The organism is Nioella sp., assembly GCF_965215655.1.
Lineage (GTDB): Bacteria > Pseudomonadota > Alphaproteobacteria > Rhodobacterales > Rhodobacteraceae > Nioella.
In genome coordinates this window covers 3,598,089-3,619,491 of the sequence record NZ_OZ244111.1, presented here as the reverse complement: position 1 = coordinate 3,619,491, position 21,403 = coordinate 3,598,089, and the positions used below count along the sequence as shown (strand labels likewise).

The window sequence follows — 21,403 nt, the reverse complement described above, 5'->3', positions numbered from 1 at the left end:
CTGGCAGGTGCCAGAGCGCGGGAGGAAATTCATGTCACATGTCGTCGTGATCGGGGCCGGTCAGGCCGGATCGTCGCTGGTGGCGAAGCTGCGGTCCTCGGGGTTCGAGGGTCAAATCACCCTGATCGGCGAAGAAAACGCGCCGCCCTATCAGCGCCCGCCGCTGTCCAAGGCCTATCTGTTGGGCGAAATGGACAAGGAACGGCTGTTCCTGCGGCCGGAGGCTTTTTATGGCGACAACGGGATCACGCTGAAACTCGGCCAGCCAGTGACGGCGATTGACGCGGCAGCCAAGACCGTGACCTTGGGCGGTGAAACCCTGTCCTATGACCATCTGGCGCTGACCACCGGGTCCATTCCGCGCCGTTTGCCAGCGAGCATCGGCGGCGATCTGGGGGGCGTCTTTACCGTCCGCGACCTCAAGGATGTGGACGCCATGGCCCCCGAAGTGACCGAAGGTCGCCGGGTTCTGATCGTCGGCGGCGGTTATATCGGGCTGGAGGCGGCGGCGGTCTGCGCCAAGAAGGGGATGCAGGTCACGCTGGTGGAAATGGCCGAGCGTATCCTTCAGCGCGTGGCCAGCCCCCAGACCTCCGACTATTTCCGCGCGCTTCATAAGGGGCACGGCGTCGACATCCGCGAGGGCGTGGGCCTGACTCGCCTAACCGGCGAGGGGCGCGTGTCTGGCGCGGTGCTTTCTGACGGTTCCGAACTGACCCTCGACATGGTGATCGTCGGCGTGGGTATCGTGCCCGTCACCGGCCCCGCCGAAATGGCCGGGGTCGATCTGGATAACGGCATCAGGACTGATTCCCATGGCCGAACCTCAGACCCGTCGATCTGGGCCGCAGGCGACTGTGCATCATTCCCCTACAAGGGCGCGCGCATCCGGCTGGAAAGCGTGCAGAACGCCATTGATCAGGCCGAATGCGTGGCGGCGAATATCATGGGGGCAGACAAGGATTATGTACCAGAGCCGTGGTTCTGGTCCGACCAGTATGACACCAAGCTGCAAATCGCCGGGCTCAACACCGGCTACGACGACATCGTGACACGAGAGGCCGAAGGCACCCTGTCCTTCTGGTACTACAAGGGCGACCAGTTCCTTGCCGTCGATGCCATCAACGACCCGCGCGGCTACATGGTGGGCAAGCGGCTTCTGTCGATGGGCAAGTCGCCTGACAAGGCGGCAGTGGCCGATCCGGCGACCGAGTTGAAGGCATTGCTGAAAGCGTGAGGATCATCGCGGGCAAGAACAAGGGCAAGCGGCTCGCCTCGGTCGGCAAGGGCGACGCGGGCGCGCATCTGCGCCCCACCTCCGACCGGGTGCGCGAAAGCCTCTTCAACCTGCTGGTGAATGGCGGATACGGCGACCCCATGACGGGCGCCCGCGTGCTGGACCTGTTTGCCGGGACCGGTGCCCTAGGGTTGGAGGCCTTGTCGCGTGGCGCGGCCTTCTGCTGTTTCGTCGATGACGGCACCACCGCGCGGGCATTGCTGCGGGAAAATATCGGGCTCTGTTCCGCGCAGGGCACGTCAAAGGTCTTCCGCCGGGATGCAACGAAACTGGGGGAGGCGCAGCAACCGCCGTTCGACCTGATCTTCCTCGACCCGCCCTATGGCAAGGGCCTTGGCGAGAGGGCGCTGTCAGCGGCGATCGCGGGCGGCTGGCTGGCCCCCGACGCGCTGTTCGTGTGGGAAGAAAACACCGCGCCCAATCCGCCCGAAAGCTGCGAACAGCTCGACCAGCGCCGCTATGGCGACACGCTGATCACCATCCTGCGATACGAAGGGACGCCCACATGACCCGCCCCGATCTGGTGATCTTCGACTGCGACGGGGTGCTCGTGGACAGTGAGACCGTGTCGAACCGGGTTCTGGTAGAGAACCTGACCCGGCACGGCCTGCCCATGACGCTGGAACGCAGCATGGAACTGTTCGTCGGCGGCACCATGCGCGGGGTTGGGGAACAGGCGCGCCGGATGGGGGCGGATCTGCCATCCGACTGGGTCGATGAAATCTATGCCGAGACCTATGCAGCCCTTCGCCTCGGTGTGGACGTGATCGCCGGCATCCCGGAGCTTTTGAACCATCTCGAAGCCGAGGGCATTCCCTGCGCGGTCGGATCAAACGGCAGTGAAGCGAAGATGGAAATCACGCTTGGCCAGAATGGCCTGCTGGAGCGGTTCAAGGGGGCCATCTTCTCGGCCCATACGCTCAAGACAGCCAAGCCCGACCCAGACCTCTACCTCGCCGCCGCCGCCCATTTCGACGTGAACCCGTCCCGCGCCGTCGTGGTGGAAGACAGCGCCACCGGGGCAACCGCTGCCGCCCGTGCGGGTATGCGCTGTCTGGGCTATGCTGCCAATGATGATGGTGCGCGGCTGTCGGCTGTCGGGGCCGAGGTTTTCGACAGCATGTTCGCCGTTCCGGGGCTGATCGGGTTGGGGGAGGCTGCGGAATGATCCTGCTCGATCACCATTGCCCAGGCTGCGGGGCCGCTCAGAAGGCCTTCCCCAGATACCCCTGGCATTTCTGCACCGACTGTCTCGGGCTGGCGCGAGATGGCCATGGGCGGCCGCTCGAATTCGCCAATGCCTCGCTCAGCGGCGGGCTGGTCTGGCGCATCAGCGGGCAGGAGGACTGGCACGATGCAACCCGCGTTCTGTGCCTGATCCATGACCGTCCCGTTCTGGTGCATGAGGCTCGTTTTGGCGGCGTGGTGGCCGAACCGATGCCGGAACTGCCGCTGGCCCATCTGCACGGGCTGGTTGACCTACGGAAAGCCTGAACAACCACGCCTGGCGGTCCTTGTCCCCCGGGCCACAATATGCGACCGTCCCGGACAATCAGAACACAGCAGAGCAGCCCGACCGCAAACCCATGCCGGCCCCTTCCGATTTGCTATCTTCCGTCTTCGGGTTCTCCGCCTTCCGTCCCGGGCAGGAGGAGATCGTGGAGGCCGTGACCGCTGGCCGCGACGTGCTGGCAATCATGCCCACGGGCGGCGGCAAGTCGCTGTGTTTCCAGCTTCCCGCGCTCTGCCGCGCGGGGCTTACTGTCGTCATCTCCCCCCTCATCGCGCTGATGCGCGACCAGGTGCGGGGCCTGCGCGAGGCCGGGGTCGAGGCAGGGGCGCTGACCTCCGGCAACACCGAGGAAGAAACCGATGCGGTCTGGCGAGGGCTGGAAGACGGGACGCTGAAACTGCTCTACCTCGCCCCGGAACGGCTGGCCTCCGGTGGCACCGAGCGGATGCTTGCGCGTGCTGGCGTCAGCCTGATCGCCGTGGACGAGGCCCATTGCGTCAGCCAGTGGGGCCACGATTTCCGCCCCGACTACCTGCGCATCGGGGACCTGCGCCGGGCGCTGGACGTGCCGCTTGCCGCCTTCACCGCGACGGCGGATGCCGAAACGCGGGCCGAGATTGTCACCCGGCTCTTTTCCGAAACGAACCCGCCCGAAACCTTCCTGCGCGGCTTTGATCGGCCCAACCTCAGCCTCGCCTTCGACGTCAAGAACCAGCCGCGCCAGCAGATCCTTGCCTTCGCCGCCGCCCGCAAGGGACAGTCCGGGATTGTCTATTGCGGTACGCGCGCCAAGACCGAAACGCTGGCGCAGGCGCTGCGCGAGGCGGGGCATACAGCCTGTCACTACCACGGCGGGATGGAGGCCGGGGATCGTCGCCACGTCGAAACCCGTTTCGCGCAGGAGGACGGGCTGATCGTGGTGGCGACCATCGCCTTCGGCATGGGCGTGGACAAGCCCGATATCCGGTGGGTGGCCCATGCGGACCTGCCCAAATCCATTGAAGCCTATTACCAGGAAATCGGCCGCGCTGGCCGCGACGGTGCGCCCGCCGACACGCTGACCCTCTTCGGCCCCGACGACATCCGCTTTCGCCGCAGCCAGATCGACGAGGGCCTCGCCCCGCCCGACCGCAAATCCGCCGATCACGCACGGTTGAACGCGCTGCTTGGATTGGCGGAGGCCACGGGCTGCCGTCGTCAGGTGCTGCTTGGCTATTTTGGCGAAGACCCCGCGCCTTGTGGCAATTGCGATATGTGCAACGATCCGCCCGACTTGTTCGAAGGCGGCGTGGCGGTGCAAAAGGCGCTCTCGGCCATGCTGCGCACCGGCGAAAGCTTCGGCGCGGGGCATCTGATCGACATCCTGATCGGGGCCGATACCGACAAGGTCCGCCAGCGGGGCCACGACGCCTTGCCCACCTTTGGCGTGGGCACGGAGTTCGACCGGCGCGGCTGGCAGGCGGTGTTCCGGCAGATGGCGGCCCATGACCTCGTACGCCCCGATCCCGACCGGCACGGCGCGCTTTTCATGACCGACAAGGCGCGTCCCATCCTGCGTGGCGAGGAAGGGATCACGCTCAGGCGCGACACGATCCGCAAGACCGAACGCCGCCCGGCGGTGAAGATGCTGGTCAGCGAAGAAGACGCGCCGCTGCTGTCCGCCCTCAAGGCCAAGCGCCGGGCGCTGGCGGAAGAGGCCGGGGTGCCCGCCTATGTGATCTTCACCGACAAGACCCTGATCGAGATGACCGAAACCCGGCCCGCGACGCTCGACCAGATGGCCAAAGTGGGCGGTGTGGGCGCAACCAAGCTGGAGCGTTACGGCGCGACCTTCCTGGAGGTGATCACCGGCGAAACGACGCAGGCAGCCCATCCGCAGCGCCGCAAGCTGGCCGGGCGCGATGCGGGCCCTATATTTGACCAACTGATGCAGGCGCAGGTGGGCCTGGCGCGGGGCGAGATGGGGACCGAGAAATACCTCTCCTGCACCCACTCCACGATCCGCCAGATCGCCGAACGCCGCCCGGATACGCTGGAAGACCTCGCGCGCGTCCCGGGCATGGGGGATTTGAAGGTGGAACGCTTCGGACCGGCGTTCCTCGACGTCATAAGGGGAAGCGAATGCTGATCGTGATTTCACCGGCGAAGAAGCTGGACTGGACCGCGCGGGAGATCGAGATGACCCCGCCCATGTTTCAGGAGGATGCCGACCGGCTGGCCGAGATCGCGCAGGGCCTGTCCGTGGCCGAGTTGCAAAAGCTCATGCATATTAGCGAGAGCCTTGGCAAACTGAACCGAGACCGCTTCGCGCGCTTTCACGACCATGCCGAAAAGCGGCCCGCCGTTCTGGCCTTCGACGGCGACACCTATACGGGGCTGGAGGCGGGCAGCCTCGATGCCGAGGAACTGGCCTATGCCCAGGACCACCTGCGGATTCTGTCCGGCCTGTATGGCCTGTTGCGCCCGCTGGATGCGATGCAGGAATACCGGCTGGAAATGGGAAGCCGGTTGAAAACAGACCGGGGCCGGTCGCTCTACGACTATTGGGGTGGGCAGATCGCAGAGGCCCTGAACGCCGAGGCGGACCGTCTGAAGACCGATACGCTGATCAACTGCGCCTCGGTCGAATACTTCACCGCCGTGAAGCCGGATGTTTTGCGCCCCCGCGTGATCACGCCCCAGTTCCTGGAGGAAAAGCCCGGCGGCCCCAAGGTGGTCAGCTTCTTTGCCAAGAAGGCGCGCGGCGCGATGGCCCGCTTCATCATCCAGAACCGGCTGCGCGATCCCGAAGGCATTCTCGACTTCGACACCGGTGGGTACCGGTACGCACCGGATCTGAGCACCCCCGACAAGCCTGCCTTCTACCGGCCCGCGATGGCGGAAGCGTAGGGCGGGAAAGCGGTTTGCAAACCGCTTGGAAGGGCCTTGCAAGGCCCTTGAACGCGTTTCAAGCGCGTTGGCGCCCTCAACAGACCGTGCAGCCCATATCCCGCGTGGGCGCCACGGGGCTGTAGCCCTCGCGCAGCACCCGCACCATGCCGCCCGCCACGTCGATGACCGGCGCGTCAACTGCCTCCGCAATCTGCCGCGTGGCGCGCGACGTGCGGTTACCCGTCCGGCAGATCAGCGCCAGGCTCTGGCCTTCCTGCAAATGCGGACGCAGAGCGGCAAGAAAGCTGTCACGATCCGCATAGGTGATCAGCAGCGCACCCTCGACGACACCGGTTTGCTGCCATTCCTCCGGTCGGCGGATATCGACCAGCAGAACCGAGTCGTCCTGGGCCAGAGCATCGCCTGACAGCGCTGCAAGGGTCAGGTTTTCCGGCTCTCGCCCACGACCGAACAGGAAACCTGCGGCGGCAAGGGCCAAGGCGGCGGCGGACCCGAAGGCGAGGAAAAGGCGTCTGTCCATGGAGGGTCTCGTGCAATGAGGACTGTCAATGCGGCGCATTTAGTCCTGGGGGGCGATGTCTTCAACCGCACGGACCAGGTGGCATTGTCGCAGCGCCTGTGATCTGCTCTGCACCCGTGAGACCAGCGAGAGGAACACGATGACATTGATCCCATTTGGCCCTGGCCTCTGGCTGGTCGACGGACCGGATATTCGGGCAGCGGCGGGGTTTCACTATCCCACGCGTATGGCCATCGCGCGGCTTGCGGATGGCGGTCTCTGGCTCTGGTCACCCGTGCGCCTGACCCCCGCCCTGCTGGAAGAATTGGAGCCGCTTGGCCCCGTCCGGCACATTGTCGCGCCCAATAAGCTGCATCACATGGCACTTTCGGATTGGGTGCATTTCTGTCCCGGGGTCCGGCTGCATGCCGCGCCGGGGCTGCGGGTAAAGCGTGGGGATCTGCACTTCTCCAGCGATCTTGGCGACATCTCGCCTTCCGACTGGCGAGATCAGATTGATCAGGTGATCTTCCCCAATGCCATCGCCGATGAGGTCGTGTTCTTTCACCGCGACAGCGGCACGGTCCTCTTTACCGATCTTCTTCAGCAGATGCCGAAGGGCTGGTATCGCGGCTGGCGGCGGTTGGTGGCGTGGCTGGATCTGATGACCGGGGTTGAGCCAAAGGTGCCGCGCAAGTTCCGTATGGCCACGCGGGACAAAACCGCCGCCCGCGTCGCTCTCGATCAGATCAGCACGTGGCAGCCGAAACAGGTCGTCATGGCCCATGGCACGCCGGTAACGGAGGACACGGACGCCTTCCTGTCCCGTGCATTTGCATGGCTCGACTGAGGGCCTCAGCCCTTCTTCAGCACATTCTCGGCAAAGGCCTTCTCGAACGCAGCCTGTTTTTCAGGGCTCGCCTCAGACTGGTTCTGCGCCTTCCAGTCGTCATAGGGCATCCCGTAATAGGCCTCGCGCCCCTCGTCCTTGGACATCTCGATGCCACGCTCATTCGCAGCCTCCTGATACCAGCGCGACAGGCAGTTGCGGCAAAACCCGGCGAGGTTCATCAGGTCGATATTCTGCACGTCGGGGCGGTCGTCCATCAGGTGCTGGCGCAGGCGGCGGAAGGCGGCGGCTTCGATCTCGATACGGGTCTGGTCGTCCATGCGGTCTCTCCTTCTCACAGCACGCGTTTGCAATAGGCGGCACTCAGGTCCTTCACGTCGACCGACAGCGAACCGACCTCGGGCAGGTGCGATTCCAGCACGGTCAGCACGCAGCGCGCAAGGGCGGCCTTTGTCGGCTCATCCCTGCCCGGCAGCACCGACAGGTCGGCATGGGCGAAGTTCTGCGGCTCGGTCCCGATCCGCCAATGGGGGCAGGGCAGGGTGCGGATTTTCAGGCTTTCGGGATGGGGAATGGCCTCATGGGCGGCCAATGCCTGAAACAGGGCCTCGCACAGTGCCTGATCCACGGCGACATTGGCAGAATGTTGAAGGGTCAGATGGGGCAACTTGGGGTCCTCTCAGCAACCGGCATCGGTCAGGGCACCGTCCAGAATCGGGGCCAGACGCTGGCCCCAGTGCTCCTGCTGCTCCGGCGTGGCAATCAGATCATTCCGCAGCTCGATCAGCACATGCGGGCGGCCGGGTTCAACCCCGTGCCGGTCCATGCTGTCGCCCGGCAGGTGGCCGGAATAGGGCTCGTTATCGCCCACATAGATGTCGGCCTCAGCCCTTAGCCGTTCCAGCAAGGGCGCCGCCAACCGGTCATCCTCTGCATAGAGCACACCCACATGCCAGGGCCGCATCTCGCGCCCCTTGAATTGCGGGGTAAAGCTGTGGACGGCCAGCAGGACCGTGTCATCGCGCAGCGCGGCCAGTTCTGTCAGCGCGTCGTGATAGGGCCGGTGAAACGCGTCTAGCCGCCGTTCCTGTTCCGCTGCATCGGCCCCCCGGTTCGCGGGGATGATCGACCCGTCATAGAGCTTCATCAACACCGTCGGGTCATACTCCCCCCGGTTGGGGTCGATCACCAGACGCGAGAAATCCGACAGGATCACCGGCGCGCCCATCTCGCGCGCCAATACACGGGACAGCCCCGCCGCGCCGATATCATAGGCGATATGGCGGTTCATATCCTCATCCGGCAGACCCAGATTGCCGCCATTCACACAGTCGGGCACCCGGTTCGAGGCGTGATCGCAGGTGATCAGCCAACGAGAGGCGCGTTCATGCCCTTCGATGTGGAAAGGGGCTGTCATTTCCGTGTTATCCTTCATAGACAAAAGGGACATATGACAGGTTAGACGCGAGTGCCAGTTGTCTTGTTCCGCGATTTGGGACATAAGGGCGGCAACTGGATTGCTAGCGCTAACATAAGCCGTAGAGAAACGAGGGTCAGACCATGAAAAGCCAGCGTAACGTCAAGATCGTGGCGACCCTCGGGCCCGCATCGAACGACTATGAGATGATCCGCGCCCTGTTCGAGGCCGGAGCCAATGTGTTCCGCCTGAACATGAGCCATGGCGACCACGAGGAAATCCGCGCGCGTCATACGATCATCCGTCAGGTCGAGAAGGATACCGGTCGTCCAATTGCGATCCTGGCCGACCTTCAGGGGCCGAAACTGCGCTGCGGCACCTTCGCAAATGGTCCCTATGAACTGGAAGACGGTGCCCCCTTCCGCTTTGATCTGAACGAGGCCGAGGGCGACCACACCCGTGTGCAACTGCCCCACCCGGAAATCTTCGCGGCACTGGAGGCGGGTTCGACGCTGCTGGTCAATGACGGCAAGATCAAGTTGCAGGTGGAAGATTGCGGCGCGGATTTCGCCAATTGCAAGGTCATCGCGGGCGGCGCGATTTCCAACCGCAAGGGGGTGAACGTGCCCGATGTGGTGCTGCCGCTTGCAGCCCTGTCCGACAAGGACCGGAAGGACCTGGAATTCGTTTGCCAGCTTGGAGTCGACTGGCTGGCGCTCAGCTTCGTGCAGCGCGCCGCAGATGTCGAGGAGGCTCGCGGGCTGGCCAAGGGCCGCGCCGCGATCCTGTCGAAGATCGAGAAACCGGCGGCGGTGAAGGCGTTTGACGAAATCCTCGCCGCTTCTGACGGGATCATGGTGGCGCGGGGCGATCTGGGGGTCGAGCTGCCCGTGCAGGCGGTGCCGCCGATCCAGAAACGGCTGGTCCGGGCCTGTCGTGCCGCCGCCAAACCGGTGATCGTGGCGACCCAGATGCTCGAATCGATGATTGAAAGCCCGGTCCCCACCCGCGCCGAAGTGACCGATGTGGCCAACGCCATCTATGAAGGCGCCGATGCGGTGATGTTGTCTGCCGAAAGCGCCGCCGGGGGCTTCCCGATCGAGGCGGTCACCACCATGACCAATGTCGCCATCGAGGTTGAGGCCGACCCGACCTATCGCGACATCATCGAATCGAGCCGCAAGGTGGCCCGGTCCACCGTGGCCGATGGAATCGTTTCCTCGGCCCGCGAAATCGCGGAAACCACGGATATCAAGGCGATTTGCTGCTTCACCCAGTCCGGCGGCACCGCTGCGCTGGTGGCCCGTGAACGCCCGCGCGTTCCGATCATCGCCATGACACCAATCGTCGATGTGGCCCGCCGCATGTGCCTGACCTGGGGCATGAACTGCTATCTGACGGGCGAGCTAACCCGCTTTAAAATGGCAGTCACCTCGGCGGCCCGCGCCGCCCGCGATGCGGGATTTGCCACCGAGACCGACTTTATCGTCGTCACTGCCGGTGTGCCCTTCAATGTTCAGGGAACAACGAATATCATCCGCGTCGCCCCCTGTGACGAGCGGTTGATCATGTCGACCGATATGGAATGATCCTGAGCCCCGACCTCCTGCTGACTCTCTCGACCCTGGTGATCCTCTTTTCGATCGCCTCGGCCCTGTCGGTCTGGTCGGACGGGGAGTTTCCGACCATCGCGCTCGGGGCGCTGGCGGCGGGTGTTGGCGTGTTCGTCTATGCCTACTGGTCGCTCGAAGACCCGCAGGGCTGGCGCGAGGTGCCCGATGCCTTCATCTCGGTCTTGTCGCGGGTGATGAACTGACCCCCTTGCCTTGTCCCCGGATTGCCGGTAACAGACGCGCTCCAACCGGTGCGGCCGGCCGAGAGGCATGCCGAGTCGCGCCAGAACGTAGCCAATGAACTGGAGACGAAAATGCCCAAGATGAAGACCAAGTCGAGCGCCAAGAAGCGCTTCAAGGTCACGGCTTCCGGCCGTGTCAAAGCAGGCCAGGCGGGTAAGCGCCACGGCATGATCAAACGGACCACCAAGTTCATCCGCACCGCGCGGGGAACCACGATTCTGTCCGCCCCTGACGAGAAGATCGTCAAGGGTTACATGCCCTACGCACGCTAAGGAGGCCTGACAATGTCCCGAGTTAAAGGCGGCACCACCACCCACGCCCGTCACCGCAAGATCGTCAAGGCCGCCAAGGGTTACTACGGTGCCCGCAGCCGCAACTTCCGCACCGCGACCCAGGCCGTCGACAAGGCCAACCAGTACGCGACCCGCGACCGCAAGGCCCGCAAGCGTCAGTTCCGCGCCCTGTGGATCCAGCGGATCAACGCCGCCGTCCGCGCCCATGACGAATCGCTGACCTATTCGCGCTTCATCAACGGTCTGGCGCTGGCCGGCATCGAGGTGGACCGCAAGGTTCTGGCCGATCTCGCCGTGCACGAGCCCGAAGCCTTCGGTGCCATCGTCGACCAGGCGAAAGGCGCGCTGGCCTAAGCTGGCCTATTGCTGAGAAACAGAAAACCCCGGCAGGTTCGATCCCGCCGGGGTTTTTCTTTGCCATGCACTCTGTCCTGCGCCTAGACTTGCCACTCAGGGTTGCACGGAAAAAGGGGGTGTCATGGGCAAGGTTCTGGTGACGGGGGCGAATGGTCATGTCGGCTTCAATCTGACGGCAGAGCTTGTGCGGCGCGGGGCGGATTTGCGGGTTTCGGTCCGCGATGCAAACGATCCCGCGAAGACAGGCCCGCTCCGGGCGCTTGGGGTTCAGGATATCGTGTCGCTCGACGTGCAGGATGCTGACGGGTTCCGCGCTGCGACCGAGGGGATCGACCTGCTCTATCATGTCGCGGCGACCTATCGCTATGTTACCTCCGGCGCGGCAGCCGATGACCAGATGGTCCGCGACGCGGTCGAGGGCGCAACGGCTGCGATCCGGGCCGCTGCCGCCAACAACCTGCGCAAGGTGGTGCTAACCTCCTCGACCGTCACCCTGCCGCTCGGCACCTCGCCCGAGGACAAGAAAACCGAGGCCGACTGGACCGAAGACCTGAGCGTCCCTTACATCCGCGCCAAGACCCTGGCCGAGAAACGGGCCTGGGAACTGGCGGAGGAGCTTGGCGTGAACATGGTCGCGGTCCTGCCTGCGGGCATCTTTGGCGGCACCTTTCACAAGCCCACACAATCAACCGATTACATCGAGGCCATTGCCAAGGGCGCCCTACGCATGGGGTCGTTCAGGGGCGTCATGCCCTTCGTCGATGTGCGCGACGTGGTCGATGGCCATATCCGGGCGGCGGAACAGGACGTGTCGGGCCGGTTCATCCTGTGCAATGACCGCTTTCCGACATTCGATGAGATCATCGACATCCTGCGCAGCCAGGGAATGCGCGTGGGGCGTCCCCTGATGACGGTGCCCTACTTCATGTACCCGATCGCCCCGGCCCTCAACCGCATGACCAGCCGCCTGATCGGTGCGCCGCCGCTGATCACGCCGGAATTCGTGGCGTTGAACAAGGGCCGCTATTTTGCTTCGTCGAACCAGCGGGCGCGGGATGTGCTTGGCTGGCAGCCCAATGTCAGCACCGAGGACAGTATCCGAGATACGGTCGCGGAACTCAGGCGGATCGGGCGGCTCTGAGATTTGTCACCAATAATCGGGCTTGTTCAGGGCCGCCACGCAGGAAGATGGCCCCTTCAGAGGTGAGAGATCCGCACCAGACAGCGACTGACCGATCCAGCCTTCGGGGTGGCTCAGTGGCAGGGGCGGCGGGGCTGTCTCTTCCGTGAGGGCTTTAAACCCGACCCGTCCGTAAAACGCCGGATCGCCATAGGTGATGGCCATGTCGATCCCCTCGGCCCGAAGCGCGTTCAGCCCGTGCGTGATCAGTGCCTGACCCACGCCCTTGCCCTGCGCCGCTGTCGCAACCGCGACCGGGGACAGCAGCATCACATGGCGCGGGTCTTCAGGGTAGGTCAGCCGGGTCAAGCAGATGCAGCCGATCAGCTGACCCGCGTCAGCGGCGGTGTAGACGCGCAACTCCTGAGCCGGTGTCTTCAGCAACTGTTCCACCAGTCCCCCGATCAGCGCGCCTTCCTCCGCCCCTTCCGAGGCGGCAAAGCTGTTTGTGAACAGCGCCACAATGGCATCCGCGCTGAACGCGCTTCCGTCCGACAGGTCCATGTCAGCCCTCTTTCCTGATGCTAGTCATGGCGCATGTATTTGCGCCGCGCTTCCTGTTCGATGTCGAGCCTCAGTTGAACACCCGCCAGTTCCCGGACGATCGCTTCGCGCTCCGCGCCCTCCGGGGTTTCCCTCAGCTTCGCTGTCAGGGCCTCGACCTTTTTGCGCAGCTCAATCTCGCGCGGGACAACACCGGCCTCATGCATGATCCGAAACCCTGCCGCATCGGCGCTCTCGCCCGTCTCCGGCTTAAGGGGCTTGCCCGCCCCTTTCAGGTCATTGAGCTGCCCCTCCGCCTCGGCCTTGCGGATCTGATGCTCGGCCAGCTTGTCCCATCTCATGACGGGCTGTCTTTCGGGGCCGCTGCTTCAGCCGTAATCAGCGTCGGGTTGCATTCCTGCGCATGGGCGGTGCGCAGCCTGTCGCGATCCACGCCGTAACGCCTTTCCAGCTCTGTGCCGAGCACCCGGTCGAAATAGTCAACATCCCTTGCAAAGCGCGGGAAGGACAGCGTCACGACCGGCACCTCAGCCGCAACCAGCGGTTCAAGAGTGCGATAGAATTGCTCGGCCAGAACCCAGTGCTGGTTCTCAGCCTGATCGGTCTTCCAGAGGCCGCCCGGTGCCAAGTCGGGGTCTTCGCCCGCCGCGATTGCCCGCTCGCGCACCTGTCGGCGGCTGTTGGCGGCAGAGCCAAGCTCTCGCATCGGGATGATGGCCAGTCCGACCGGAAACCAGCTTTCGGAAAGAAGCTGCGGCAGCACATCCACGATCTGCGGCGATTTCACCACCAGCGGCAGCTTGTCCACGTTGTGCCGCCTGACAGGCTTTTCAAGCCCGGCGCGACCGAGGTTCTCTTCCACGCCTTTGAAACGGCGCGGTTTGAAGCCGGTATCCATCCCCGCCACGGTCAGAATGCGCACCAGAAGGGTCGTGCCCGCGCGACCAGTGCCACAGATGATGATCTTGGGGTCCATACCATGCCCTTCTGCCTGTCGGGCTGATGGTGCGAAATTCCGTGCGCCCCTGCAATCGCCAAACCTTTTACGACGCCGGGATTTGCGCAAAGGGCACAGTCGGGCGCACCAGCATGTCTTGCAGCCCGAACGCGGAGCACGGTCATCATCACCTCCGGTGGCGGCGCGCACCCCGGAAGGTTGTTCTGTTTTATTGACAAATTGCATTTGGTATTTCTATGAAAAGCCAGCAAGCATACGCAAAATGACTTGATCATGACAGCGTCCCTTGCAATCGTTGTCGCCAGATACAGGACCGAAGACATGAACCTGCGCCAACTCGAGGCTTTTCGGGCCACCATCCGTTGCGGGTCCATCACCGGAGCCGCCGAGATGATGCATGTCTCGCAACCGAGCGTCAGCCGGCTGATCGCGGATCTGGAACGGTCTGTCGGCTTTGCCTTGTTCCAGAGAAACGGACGCGGGCTGATCCCGACGGTAGAGGCGCGGACGTTCTATCAGGCCGTGGAAGGCATGTTCGTGGGGGTCGACCGGCTACAGGATCTGGCTGACAGCATCCGCACGACAAGCGGGGGCGTCGTTTCGGTAGGTACGATTCAATCGATTTCCACGATTGAACTGCCGCGCGCCGTCAACAGCCTGATCCAGAGATATCCAGATATTCGTGTGATGATCCACGCCCGCAATACCCCGGCCATTCTGGACGCGGTGCAGCTGCATCAGTTCGATCTGGGCGTGGTCGGGCGGCAACCGCCCTATGACGGTGTGGAAACCCTTTTCCAGACGGCCGCACCCTATGTTTGCCTCATGCCAGAAGATCACCCGTTGGTGGGCCTGGCCGGTCCCGTCGACCTGGAAATCCTGGCCGAGCAGGAGGATTTCGTGACCTTCGGCGGTGCCTTCCCCGATGCCATGATGTCGATGGACAGCAGCCTGTCGCAGAGGCTGCAATCCCGATCCCGCCTGTCTTCGACCAACATGCCCGTGGCGGCGGCGCTGGTACGCGAAACCGGTGTTCTGGCGATTGCCGATCCGTTTTCGGCGGAACAGGCGGTGCGCATGGGCGGGGTGGCCTTCCGCCCGATCCTGCAAAACCTGACCTACTATGTCTCGATTGTCTGCGGGGGCCGCGCGAGGCTGTCCCGCCAAGCCGCCGAGTTCTCCGAGATTCTGGCCGAACAGCTTGATCAGCGTGTCAAGCTGGCCAACAGCTTTTCAAGCGGGTCCTAGACCATCGGCAGCGGAACGATCTCGCCCTCGCGGTCCATACCGTCAGGTGTGATCACGCGCACCGGCTGGCCGATGTCCCAGTAGCCTCTGTCAATCAGGGACAGGCCCACATTCTGGCAAAAGCGCGGCGACCAGATGCCCGACGTGATCTGCCCGACCTGCGTATCGCCCACCATCACCGGCCAAGGTGTGGAACAGGTGGGAACCGGCCCGCCGTCAAAGCGCAGCCCGCGAATTTCCCGTGAAACGCCCTTGTGCGCAAGGTCCTGCAATGCCACCAACCCCAGGCAATTCACGGACCCGTCCAGCTTGCAGAACTTGGCCAGCCCCAGCTCCAGCGGAGAATTCTCGCGTGTCATCTCGTTGCCGTAGGAAAACAGCCCACCCTCGATCCGCTCGATCAGATTGGGGCAGCCAGGGGCGATGTTAAACGCCTGACCCGCCTGCCAAATCCGATCCCACAGGGCCGGGCCAAGATGTCCGCCTTCGAGGTAGATCTCGAAGCCGCCCTGCCGGGAATAGCCGGACCGGGCAATGATCTGAGACGTGCCTTCGAAGTCGAAAAGGGCGAATCTGAAGAACCCGACCTCGCGGATGCTGTCCCCGAAGATACGGGCCATCAGGTCTTCGGCCTTCGGTCCCTGCACCGCCAGCGGTGACACGTCGGGTTCCTCGATTTCCACCTGCATCCCCGCACCAAGCGCCAGCCCGAGCGCGTAAAGCAGCACATCGCTATCGGCGATGGACAGCCAGAACCGGTCCTCGGCCAGTTTCAGCAGCACCGGGTCATTGACCAGCCCGCCCTTGTGATCGACCAGCGGCACATAGAGGCAATCGCCAACCTTCGCCTTCGAGATATCGCGCGGGGTCATCCACTGCACCAGCCGCGCGGCGTCCGGGCCGCTGATCTGCACCTGTCGCTGGCAGGACACGTCCCAGATCTGCACGTGCTTTCGCAGGTGCCAGTAATCCTCCTCGACGCTCGGTTGGAACGCCTTGGGCAACAGCATGTGGTTGACCACGGAAAAGCCGCGAACCCCGGCGGCTTCGACGCAATCGGTATAAGGGGTGCGCCGGATGCGGCGCGACATGTTCAGACCGTCGGACATTGAATTGGCCTTGTTGATCAGCGCGACCACCAATGGGCGCTGCTGTTGGGGGACAGGATGACCGGAAGGTGATAGCGCCCGTCCGGGTCGGGCATATGAAGGCGCAGGGCAATCTGCTGCACAAGCGGCGATGCGCCCCTGTCGGCCCAATAGGGGCCGGTTGCGAAGCTCAGTTCATAGAGATCGCCGGGATCGGCACCCGCCAGATCAACCTGCTGGCTCAGCCGCCCTCCCTCGTCAGTCTCGACGCTGAACAGCTGCTCTGGCATGCTGGTGATCCGGGTCAGCGTCACCCGAACGCCGCCCGCATGGGTGCCGTCAAGACCGCTGAGCGTATGGGTGGACACCGTCGCGCTCATTCGATCGACGCCTTGTCGCGTTTGTCGGATGTGGCGGCAACGATCGGGCTGATCACACCCCGGCATTTCACGTTGACACAGGCCGTCTTGCCGCTGGCGATGGCGCGTCTCAGGGCCGGGGCCAGTTCTTCACGCCGCCTGACCAGTTCGCCATGCCCGCCCAACCCCTCGAACATCGCGTGGAACGGAATATCGCGGAAATCGGTGGCGAAATGGCGGCCATTCGCAAAGAGACGCTCCTGCTGCTGCGAAATGCAGTCCAGGCCGCCATTGTTGTCGATCACCACCACGATAGGGTGGTTTTCCTGAAAGCAGGCCTCGATGGACAGGCCGCCCGACAGGAACGCACCGTCGCCAGAGACCAGAACCACGGTATTGTCGGGATGCACGCTTTTGGCCGACATAGCAAAGGACACGCCGACCCCGAGCAGGCTGTAATTGCCCGGATGCAGGATGCCGCCCAGTTTCCGGCCGCGCTTGGCGGCGATGTTGGTGGCGATCTCGTTCCAGAAATGCGTGTTGCCGCCATCGAAGACCAGCCAGTCGCCATCCTGCATTTCGGCTTGCACATCGACGGCCAGTTGCAGGGGGTGCATCTTGCGACCCTCAGTAATGTCGCGGGCGTGCTCTTCCTCCAGATGGTCGGTCCATTCCTGCACCCAGTCCGTGCGACGCTGCTGTTGCAGGGCAAACCAGCTGTCCCAGCTTTGATCAATCCCCGCCAGGGCGTCGAGAAACGCGCCGGGATCGGAGAGCAGCGGCATGTCTGCGCCGTGGTTGTAATCCAGCTCCTCATGGCTGCCATTCACGCAGATCAGCGTGGTTCCCGCCGGAATGAAAGGTGGGTTTCCGAAATTCATCTGGTTGTCCAACCGGCAGCCGACCATGACCACCACATCCGCCTCGTGGATTGCGGGCTTTGACGGGTGAAACTGGTGGAAATCGGCCAGCCCGATATAGCACTCGGTTTCCTCACCCAGGGTCTTGGTGTGATAGGGCGCGTTATAGACCGGTATGCGCAGTTTGTTGCCCGCTGCGGCCAGGTTCCTTTCGGATTTCGACCACCAGACGCCGTGTCCCGCGATGATCACCGGGCGGTCGGCGCGCTTGATCCTGTCCAGCACCGGCGCGAGCGCCGCAGGGTCCGGCCAGGCGCGCGGCACCGGTTGCGCAGTGCGATTGAAAGGGCGCTCGCCGCACCCCGCATCCTCGTCGAAAGACGAGAACATGATATCGACCGGCAGACTCAGATGGACCGGGCCGGGATAGCCGGTGGTTGCGGCCTTCCAGGCGCGATCGACGAATTCACTGATGCGGTTGCCGTCGACGATCTGTTCGGAATACTTGGTCAGCGGCGCGGCAATCGCCACATCGTCGATTTCTTTGAACCCGCCCGCGCCTTGTCGCTTCAGCGTCGAGGACCCGGTCACAAAGATGACCGGGGATCGCTCGCCCCACGCCTCCAGCATCGCTGGAACCGCGTTGGCAAAGCCTTCCGGCCCCACGAGGCAGAGCGTCGGTTTGCGGGTGATCCGCGCGTGCCCGTCCGCAAGATGACCGGCGATCTGTTCATGCGGGCAGTTGATCACCGGCATCTGGCATTCCATGAAACCTTCCAGCGCCGGGTTGCAGAACCCGCCCGCAAGGGTAAAGGCATGCTCCACCCCCTTTTCCTTGAATGCCCGGGCCAGCAATGCGCCGCCCCTGATCTGATGCTTGGCTGTCATGTTCTGTTCCATGTCTTTCAATAGGCTGTCAGGGCGGTCCGCGCCGCCGGTTTTGGCTTGGGCATGTCGGAAGCGTCGGCGAGGATCGCGGTATTGACCGAACCGATATCGGTCAGTCCCACTTGTGCCAGCGTCAGGCTGGTTTCCTCGGCCAGTATGCGGATCAGGGCATTGAGGCCGCGCGCACCCTCGGCCCCGAGCGCGTAAAGCAGCGGGCGGCCAAGCATCACGAAATCCGCCCCAAGCGCCAAGGCTTTGACGATGTCTTCGCCATTGCGCAGGCCGCTGTCGAAAATCAGCGGATAATCCGGGCCGACTGCGGCGCGAATGCGGGGCAGCAGGTCGATGGCCGCAGGCACGCTGTCCAACTGCCGCCCGCCATGGTTCGAGACCTGGATCGCATCAACCCCCGCCGCCTGGATGCGCCGCGCATCCGGGGGGGAACCGACGCCCTTGACGATCAGCCGGCCCGGCCACAGGTCGCGCAAACGATCCAGAAACGCCCAATCCGCCCCGGCGCGGCTGGCGCTGCGGTCAAACCTTGTGGCCGTCGCGCTGGTCGAGAAATTGCGTGGCTCTGGTGCGCCGTTCCGCAGCATCGAGAGGGACCAACTCGGATGGCTGGCAAAATCCCACAAAAGCCGGGGCGTCATGCGAAACGGCATCTGGAACCCGTTACGCAGGTCGCGGGTGCGGCGTGCCACCTGCGGGACATCCACGGTCAGGATCAGCGTGTCATAACCCGCCGCCTTCGCTCGATGGACCATATCCAGCGATTGCTCCATCGACGCGCCGACATAGAGTTGAAACCACGCATGCTCCCCGGCCCAGGCCCGCATCTCCTCGATAGAGCTTGATGCCGCAGAAGACAGGCAGAGCGGAATGTCGAAGCGGCTTGCCGCGCGGGCCAGTGCCCGGTCGGCGTCGGGATGGGTCAGGTTGCACATGCCCATGGGCGCGATCCCGAAGGGCAGGCCATGCCTCCGCCCTATAAACCGGGTTTCCAGACGGCGCGCGCCGACATCTTCAAGAACACGCGGCTGCAGGGTGATCTCGTCAAACCGGGTCTGGTTGCGGGCGGTCGCCACCTCGCGCCCCGCGGCGCCTTCGATGAAATCGAAGATGACGCGCGGCAGGCGTTTCTGCGCGATCCTGCGGGCATCCTCGGTGCAGAAGATGCGAGATCGGTCGGTGTCGGTCGGACGGGCGATGGCGGCCCCCTGTCAGCTCTGCGGTTTCATGCCAACACCTTAGACCGGCTGCAAAAATCCGGGCCAATCGAAATTGATCCGGCACCTATTCAGGCAGGCTATGAATCGGTCCGTTGCTGGCGGTGCAAGTCGTCCAGCGGGATGTGGCAGCGGATTGCGTGGCCATCGTCGCGAGTCTGCCACGGGGGGGTGTCGGTGTCGCATTTTGCGCCGATCTTGCGCGGGCAACGGCGCTGGAACGGGCAACCCTTCGCAGGCGGCGACAGCTCGATCACGTCATCGGCGGTCAGCTTGGGCGCGGTGTCGGGGTCGGGCTCCAGCACGGCACCAAGCAGCACCTCGGTATAGGGATGCGAGGGCAGCGCGTAGACTTCAGCCGACGGCCCGATCTCGCACAGCCGCCCCTGATAGAGCACGGCAACCCGGTCCGACAGCGCCCGAACCACCGCCAGATCGTGCGAGACGAAGACATAGGTCGTGCCCTGCGCAGCCTTGAGATCGTTCAGAAGTTCCAGCACCGCAGCCTGAACCGACACGTCGAGCGCCGAGGTCACCTCGTCACACAGCACCAGATCGGGGTTCGCGGCAAAGGCGCGGGCCACGGCGACGCGCTGCTTCTCGCCTCCAGACAGCTGGCTTGGCAGCCGGTCGAGGTAGTGCCCCCCAAGGCGGACCCGTTCGAGGATTTCGACGCATCGTTCCTGAAGCGCGGCACCGGAGAGCCCGAAATAGAGCTTCAACGGCTGTTCGAGGATTTCCGCGATGGTGTGGCGCGGGTTGAGGCTGTCATCGGGGTTCTGAAAGATCAGCTGGATGCGGCGCAGGTGATCGGGGCCGCGCTGTTCGACGGATCGCGGCAGCGGCGCGTCGCCGTCGAAGCGGACCTCGCCATCTGCGGGCGGCAGCAGACCGGCGATTGTTTTCAGGATCGTCGACTTGCCGCTGCCGGACTCGCCCACCAGTCCCAGGGTCTCGCCCTTCGCGATACTGATCGTGATGTCATCGACGGTGGCAGGCCGGGTGTCTTGCAGGCCCCGCAAGCGGTCCAGAATACCCGGCTTGGAATAGCGGATTTCGAGATCCTTTAGGGACAGGACAGGGGCGGTTCCCACCTCGGCCCGCGCGGCATGGTCGCCCTGAGAGCTCATCGGCAGGGTGTCTGCCCGATCCGCATGATGGCAACGCACCGGCGCGCCCCCTGGTCCGGGCGCCAGTGCGGGGCGGCTTGTGCGGCACAGGTCGCTGGCCAGCGCGCAGCGGTCCACGAAGGCGCAACCATCGCCTGCCCCGCCGGGTGCCGGGGGACGGCCGCCAAGGGCCATGGGCAGATGCGGATCGCTGAGTTTCGGGATCGAGGCCAGAAGGCCGCGTGCATAGGGATGGGTCGGTGCGGTCAGCACCTGCCGGGCGCTGCCCTCCATCACCACCTCGCCTGCATACATGACCACCACACGGTCACAAACCCGCGCAATCGCGCCAAGGTCGTGGCTGACATAGACCATCGCCATGCCGGTTTCGCGCGCCAGATCGCGCAGAAGTTCGAGAATATGGGCCTGCGTCGTCACGTCGAGCCCCGTGGTCGGCTCATCGAGCAGTAGGGCGCGCGGCTCCCCCGCCAGCGCCATGGCAATGGCGACGCGCTGCTGTTGCCCGCCAGACAGTTCGTGCGGATAGCGGCGGGTGATCGCCTGCGGATCGGGCAGGCGCACCTGCCCCAGAAGCTCCAGCACACGGGCGGGAAACTTCGCCGGGTCAAGGCGGCTGTGCAGGCGCAGCGCCTCGGTCAGCTGCGCCCCGATGCGCAGGGTGGGCGTCAGCGACTGGCCCGAATTCTGCGGGATCAGCGCCAGATGCCCGCCGCGCAGGCTTTCCAGCTCTTTGCGATTCAGGGCGAACATGTCGTGGCCTTCGAACGTGGCGCTGCCGTTCAGCACCCGAAGCCCGCGCTTGAGATAGCCCATGGCCGCCAGCGCCACGGTGCTCTTGCCCGATCCGCTTTCGCCGACAAGGCCGATGCTTTCGCCGGGTCGCACGGTCAGGTCGATATTGCGCAGCACCGGCAACGTGTACCCGGCGCGGCCGGTAAATCCGATGGACAGGTCGGACAATTGAATGACGGGGGTATCGGTCATG

25 protein-coding genes are annotated in these 21,403 nt (G+C 64.2%); 13 read left to right on the top strand and 12 right to left on the bottom strand.

Annotated features, from left to right (window positions below; all coding sequences use genetic code 11):
• Window positions 1-31: 31 nt before the first annotated feature.
• From ACOOEX_RS18020 to yaaA, 6 genes are all read left to right on the top strand, one after another.
• Window positions 32-1,237, top strand: a complete 1,206-nt coding sequence (locus tag ACOOEX_RS18020; protein WP_420396119.1) for an NAD(P)/FAD-dependent oxidoreductase — start codon at window positions 32-34, stop codon at window positions 1,235-1,237.
• On the top strand, window positions 1,234-1,806 hold the full coding sequence (rsmD, locus tag ACOOEX_RS18015; protein ID WP_420396118.1) for a 16S rRNA (guanine(966)-N(2))-methyltransferase RsmD: 573 nt from the start codon (window positions 1,234-1,236) through the stop codon (window positions 1,804-1,806). The genes ACOOEX_RS18020 and rsmD overlap by 4 nt, the downstream gene beginning before the upstream one ends.
• Entirely contained in the window at window positions 1,803-2,465 is a 663-nt protein-coding gene (locus tag ACOOEX_RS18010) for an HAD family hydrolase (RefSeq protein ID WP_420396117.1), read from the top strand. The genes rsmD and ACOOEX_RS18010 overlap by 4 nt, the downstream gene beginning before the upstream one ends.
• Window positions 2,462-2,791, top strand: coding sequence for a hypothetical protein (locus ACOOEX_RS18005; RefSeq protein ID WP_420396116.1), 330 nt, complete (start codon window positions 2,462-2,464; stop codon window positions 2,789-2,791). The genes ACOOEX_RS18010 and ACOOEX_RS18005 overlap by 4 nt, the downstream gene beginning before the upstream one ends.
• A 92-nt stretch (window positions 2,792-2,883) precedes the next feature.
• Window positions 2,884-4,938 carry a DNA helicase RecQ gene (gene recQ, locus ACOOEX_RS18000; protein WP_420396115.1) on the top strand — a complete coding sequence of 685 codons (2,055 nt, stop codon included), beginning with the start codon at window positions 2,884-2,886 and terminating at the stop codon, window positions 4,936-4,938.
• Entirely contained in the window at window positions 4,932-5,699 is a 768-nt protein-coding gene (gene yaaA / locus ACOOEX_RS17995) for a peroxide stress protein YaaA (RefSeq protein WP_420396114.1), read from the top strand. Before recQ ends, yaaA begins: the two co-directional genes overlap by 7 nt.
• A gap of 76 nt (window positions 5,700-5,775) precedes the next feature.
• Here yaaA and ACOOEX_RS17990 read toward each other — a convergent pair whose 3' ends face one another.
• Window positions 5,776-6,222, bottom strand: coding sequence for a rhodanese-like domain-containing protein (locus ACOOEX_RS17990; protein ID WP_420396113.1), 447 nt, complete (start codon window positions 6,220-6,222; stop codon window positions 5,776-5,778).
• A 139-nt stretch (window positions 6,223-6,361) separates the two neighbouring features.
• Here ACOOEX_RS17990 and ACOOEX_RS17985 point away from each other — a divergent pair, with 139 nt between their 5' ends.
• Window positions 6,362-7,051 (top strand): hypothetical protein, encoded by a 690-nt coding sequence (locus ACOOEX_RS17985; RefSeq protein WP_420396112.1) that lies wholly within the window; start codon window positions 6,362-6,364, stop codon window positions 7,049-7,051.
• A gap of 5 nt (window positions 7,052-7,056) precedes the next feature.
• Here ACOOEX_RS17985 and ACOOEX_RS17980 read toward each other — a convergent pair whose 3' ends face one another.
• From ACOOEX_RS17980 to ACOOEX_RS17970, 3 genes are read right to left on the bottom strand one after another with little or no spacing between them, the layout of a single operon-like run.
• Window positions 7,057-7,371 carry a DUF1244 domain-containing protein gene (locus ACOOEX_RS17980; protein WP_420396111.1) on the bottom strand — a complete coding sequence of 105 codons (315 nt, stop codon included), beginning with the start codon at window positions 7,369-7,371 and terminating at the stop codon, window positions 7,057-7,059.
• Window positions 7,372-7,385: 14 nt separating this feature from the next.
• Window positions 7,386-7,718 (bottom strand): 5-carboxymethyl-2-hydroxymuconate Delta-isomerase, encoded by a 333-nt coding sequence (locus tag ACOOEX_RS17975; RefSeq protein ID WP_420396110.1) that lies wholly within the window; start codon window positions 7,716-7,718, stop codon window positions 7,386-7,388.
• 12 nt (window positions 7,719-7,730) lie between these two features.
• Window positions 7,731-8,468 carry an N-formylglutamate amidohydrolase gene (locus tag ACOOEX_RS17970; RefSeq protein WP_420396109.1) on the bottom strand — a complete coding sequence of 246 codons (738 nt, stop codon included), beginning with the start codon at window positions 8,466-8,468 and terminating at the stop codon, window positions 7,731-7,733.
• Between the two features lie 143 nt (window positions 8,469-8,611).
• Here ACOOEX_RS17970 and pyk point away from each other — a divergent pair, with 143 nt between their 5' ends.
• The 5 genes from pyk to ACOOEX_RS17945 all read left to right on the top strand — a co-directional run bounded on the left by pyk (window position 8,612) and on the right by ACOOEX_RS17945 (window position 12,115).
• Complete coding sequence (pyk, locus tag ACOOEX_RS17965) at window positions 8,612-10,057, top strand: pyruvate kinase (protein WP_420396108.1); 1,446 nt, start codon at window positions 8,612-8,614, stop codon at window positions 10,055-10,057.
• Window positions 10,054-10,284 carry a hypothetical protein gene (locus ACOOEX_RS17960; RefSeq protein ID WP_420396107.1) on the top strand — a complete coding sequence of 77 codons (231 nt, stop codon included), beginning with the start codon at window positions 10,054-10,056 and terminating at the stop codon, window positions 10,282-10,284. Before pyk ends, ACOOEX_RS17960 begins: the two co-directional genes overlap by 4 nt.
• Window positions 10,285-10,395: 111 nt before the next feature.
• The gene (rpmI, locus tag ACOOEX_RS17955) at window positions 10,396-10,596 is read left to right on the top strand and encodes a 50S ribosomal protein L35 (RefSeq protein ID WP_071689548.1); all 201 of its coding nucleotides are present in this window, start codon (window positions 10,396-10,398) and stop codon (window positions 10,594-10,596) included.
• Window positions 10,597-10,608: 12 nt separating this feature from the next.
• Window positions 10,609-10,971, top strand: a complete 363-nt coding sequence (gene rplT, locus ACOOEX_RS17950) for a 50S ribosomal protein L20 (RefSeq protein WP_071689416.1) — start codon at window positions 10,609-10,611, stop codon at window positions 10,969-10,971.
• A gap of 124 nt (window positions 10,972-11,095) precedes the next feature.
• On the top strand, window positions 11,096-12,115 hold the full coding sequence (locus tag ACOOEX_RS17945; RefSeq protein WP_420396106.1) for an NAD-dependent epimerase/dehydratase family protein: 1,020 nt from the start codon (window positions 11,096-11,098) through the stop codon (window positions 12,113-12,115).
• Window positions 12,116-12,121: 6 nt separating this feature from the next.
• Here the strand turns inward: ACOOEX_RS17945 and ACOOEX_RS17940 are convergent, their stop codons facing one another.
• Genes ACOOEX_RS17940 through ACOOEX_RS17930 form a run of 3 tightly spaced genes read right to left on the bottom strand, consistent with a single transcriptional unit; the run spans window position 12,122 to window position 13,634 of the window.
• Window positions 12,122-12,658 (bottom strand): GNAT family N-acetyltransferase, encoded by a 537-nt coding sequence (locus ACOOEX_RS17940; RefSeq protein WP_420396105.1) that lies wholly within the window; start codon window positions 12,656-12,658, stop codon window positions 12,122-12,124.
• Window positions 12,659-12,678: 20 nt separating this feature from the next.
• The gene (locus ACOOEX_RS17935; RefSeq protein ID WP_420396104.1) at window positions 12,679-12,999 is read right to left on the bottom strand and encodes a DUF1992 domain-containing protein; all 321 of its coding nucleotides are present in this window, start codon (window positions 12,997-12,999) and stop codon (window positions 12,679-12,681) included.
• Window positions 12,996-13,634: a hypothetical protein gene (locus ACOOEX_RS17930; protein WP_420396103.1), complete on the bottom strand. Its 639-nt coding sequence runs from the start codon at window positions 13,632-13,634 to the stop codon at window positions 12,996-12,998. The genes ACOOEX_RS17935 and ACOOEX_RS17930 overlap by 4 nt, the downstream gene beginning before the upstream one ends.
• A gap of 303 nt (window positions 13,635-13,937) precedes the next feature.
• Between ACOOEX_RS17930 and ACOOEX_RS17925 the strand changes: the two genes are divergently transcribed.
• Entirely contained in the window at window positions 13,938-14,864 is a 927-nt protein-coding gene (locus ACOOEX_RS17925) for a LysR family transcriptional regulator (protein WP_420396102.1), read from the top strand.
• On the opposite strand, the gene ACOOEX_RS17920 is transcribed toward ACOOEX_RS17925, so the two are convergent.
• The 5 genes from ACOOEX_RS17920 to ACOOEX_RS17900 form a co-directional block, all read right to left on the bottom strand.
• Entirely contained in the window at window positions 14,861-15,973 is a 1,113-nt protein-coding gene (locus ACOOEX_RS17920; protein WP_420396101.1) for a dimethylsulfoniopropionate demethylase, read from the bottom strand. The genes ACOOEX_RS17925 and ACOOEX_RS17920 overlap by 4 nt on opposite strands.
• Before the next feature lie 17 nt (window positions 15,974-15,990).
• On the bottom strand, window positions 15,991-16,332 hold the full coding sequence (locus ACOOEX_RS17915; RefSeq protein WP_420396100.1) for a hydroxyisourate hydrolase: 342 nt from the start codon (window positions 16,330-16,332) through the stop codon (window positions 15,991-15,993).
• A complete protein-coding gene (locus tag ACOOEX_RS17910; protein ID WP_420396099.1) occupies window positions 16,329-18,059 on the bottom strand; it encodes a thiamine pyrophosphate-binding protein in 1,731 nt (576 codons plus the stop codon). The genes ACOOEX_RS17915 and ACOOEX_RS17910 overlap by 4 nt, the downstream gene beginning before the upstream one ends.
• Before the next feature lie 17 nt (window positions 18,060-18,076).
• On the bottom strand, window positions 18,077-19,147 hold the full coding sequence (locus tag ACOOEX_RS17905) for an alpha-hydroxy acid oxidase (protein ID WP_420396098.1): 1,071 nt from the start codon (window positions 19,145-19,147) through the stop codon (window positions 18,077-18,079).
• 221 nt (window positions 19,148-19,368) lie between these two features.
• Entirely contained in the window at window positions 19,369-21,402 is a 2,034-nt protein-coding gene (locus tag ACOOEX_RS17900; RefSeq protein ID WP_420396097.1) for a dipeptide ABC transporter ATP-binding protein, read from the bottom strand.
• Window position 21,403 lies beyond the last annotated feature (1 nt).

What these genes read in the sequence shown, in the direction of transcription:
- ACOOEX_RS18020 (WP_420396119.1), top strand. Translation starts at nt 32, where the DNA reads ATGTCACATGTCGTCGTGATCGGGGCCGGTCAGGCCGGATCGTCGCTG.
- ACOOEX_RS18010 (WP_420396117.1), top strand. Translation starts at nt 1,803, where the DNA reads ATGACCCGCCCCGATCTGGTGATCTTCGACTGCGACGGGGTGCTCGTG.
- ACOOEX_RS18005 (WP_420396116.1), top strand. Translation starts at nt 2,462, where the DNA reads ATGATCCTGCTCGATCACCATTGCCCAGGCTGCGGGGCCGCTCAGAAG.
- recQ (WP_420396115.1), top strand. Translation starts at nt 2,884, where the DNA reads ATGCCGGCCCCTTCCGATTTGCTATCTTCCGTCTTCGGGTTCTCCGCC.
- yaaA (WP_420396114.1), top strand. Translation starts at nt 4,932, where the DNA reads ATGCTGATCGTGATTTCACCGGCGAAGAAGCTGGACTGGACCGCGCGG.
- ACOOEX_RS17990 (WP_420396113.1), bottom strand. Translation starts at nt 6,222, where the DNA reads ATGGACAGACGCCTTTTCCTCGCCTTCGGGTCCGCCGCCGCCTTGGCC.
- ACOOEX_RS17985 (WP_420396112.1), top strand. Translation starts at nt 6,362, where the DNA reads ATGACATTGATCCCATTTGGCCCTGGCCTCTGGCTGGTCGACGGACCG.
- ACOOEX_RS17980 (WP_420396111.1), bottom strand. Translation starts at nt 7,371, where the DNA reads ATGGACGACCAGACCCGTATCGAGATCGAAGCCGCCGCCTTCCGCCGC.
- ACOOEX_RS17970 (WP_420396109.1), bottom strand. Translation starts at nt 8,468, where the DNA reads ATGACAGCCCCTTTCCACATCGAAGGGCATGAACGCGCCTCTCGTTGG.
- pyk (WP_420396108.1), top strand. Translation starts at nt 8,612, where the DNA reads ATGAAAAGCCAGCGTAACGTCAAGATCGTGGCGACCCTCGGGCCCGCA.
- ACOOEX_RS17960 (WP_420396107.1), top strand. Translation starts at nt 10,054, where the DNA reads ATGATCCTGAGCCCCGACCTCCTGCTGACTCTCTCGACCCTGGTGATC.
- rpmI (WP_071689548.1), top strand. Translation starts at nt 10,396, where the DNA reads ATGCCCAAGATGAAGACCAAGTCGAGCGCCAAGAAGCGCTTCAAGGTC.
- rplT (WP_071689416.1), top strand. Translation starts at nt 10,609, where the DNA reads ATGTCCCGAGTTAAAGGCGGCACCACCACCCACGCCCGTCACCGCAAG.
- ACOOEX_RS17945 (WP_420396106.1), top strand. Translation starts at nt 11,096, where the DNA reads ATGGGCAAGGTTCTGGTGACGGGGGCGAATGGTCATGTCGGCTTCAAT.
- ACOOEX_RS17940 (WP_420396105.1), bottom strand. Translation starts at nt 12,658, where the DNA reads ATGGACCTGTCGGACGGAAGCGCGTTCAGCGCGGATGCCATTGTGGCG.
- ACOOEX_RS17935 (WP_420396104.1), bottom strand. Translation starts at nt 12,999, where the DNA reads ATGAGATGGGACAAGCTGGCCGAGCATCAGATCCGCAAGGCCGAGGCG.
- ACOOEX_RS17930 (WP_420396103.1), bottom strand. Translation starts at nt 13,634, where the DNA reads ATGGACCCCAAGATCATCATCTGTGGCACTGGTCGCGCGGGCACGACC.
- ACOOEX_RS17925 (WP_420396102.1), top strand. Translation starts at nt 13,938, where the DNA reads ATGAACCTGCGCCAACTCGAGGCTTTTCGGGCCACCATCCGTTGCGGG.
- ACOOEX_RS17920 (WP_420396101.1), bottom strand. Translation starts at nt 15,973, where the DNA reads ATGTCCGACGGTCTGAACATGTCGCGCCGCATCCGGCGCACCCCTTAT.
- ACOOEX_RS17915 (WP_420396100.1), bottom strand. Translation starts at nt 16,332, where the DNA reads ATGAGCGCGACGGTGTCCACCCATACGCTCAGCGGTCTTGACGGCACC.
- ACOOEX_RS17910 (WP_420396099.1), bottom strand. Translation starts at nt 18,059, where the DNA reads ATGACAGCCAAGCATCAGATCAGGGGCGGCGCATTGCTGGCCCGGGCA.
- ACOOEX_RS17900 (WP_420396097.1), bottom strand. Translation starts at nt 21,402, where the DNA reads ATGACCGATACCCCCGTCATTCAATTGTCCGACCTGTCCATCGGATTT.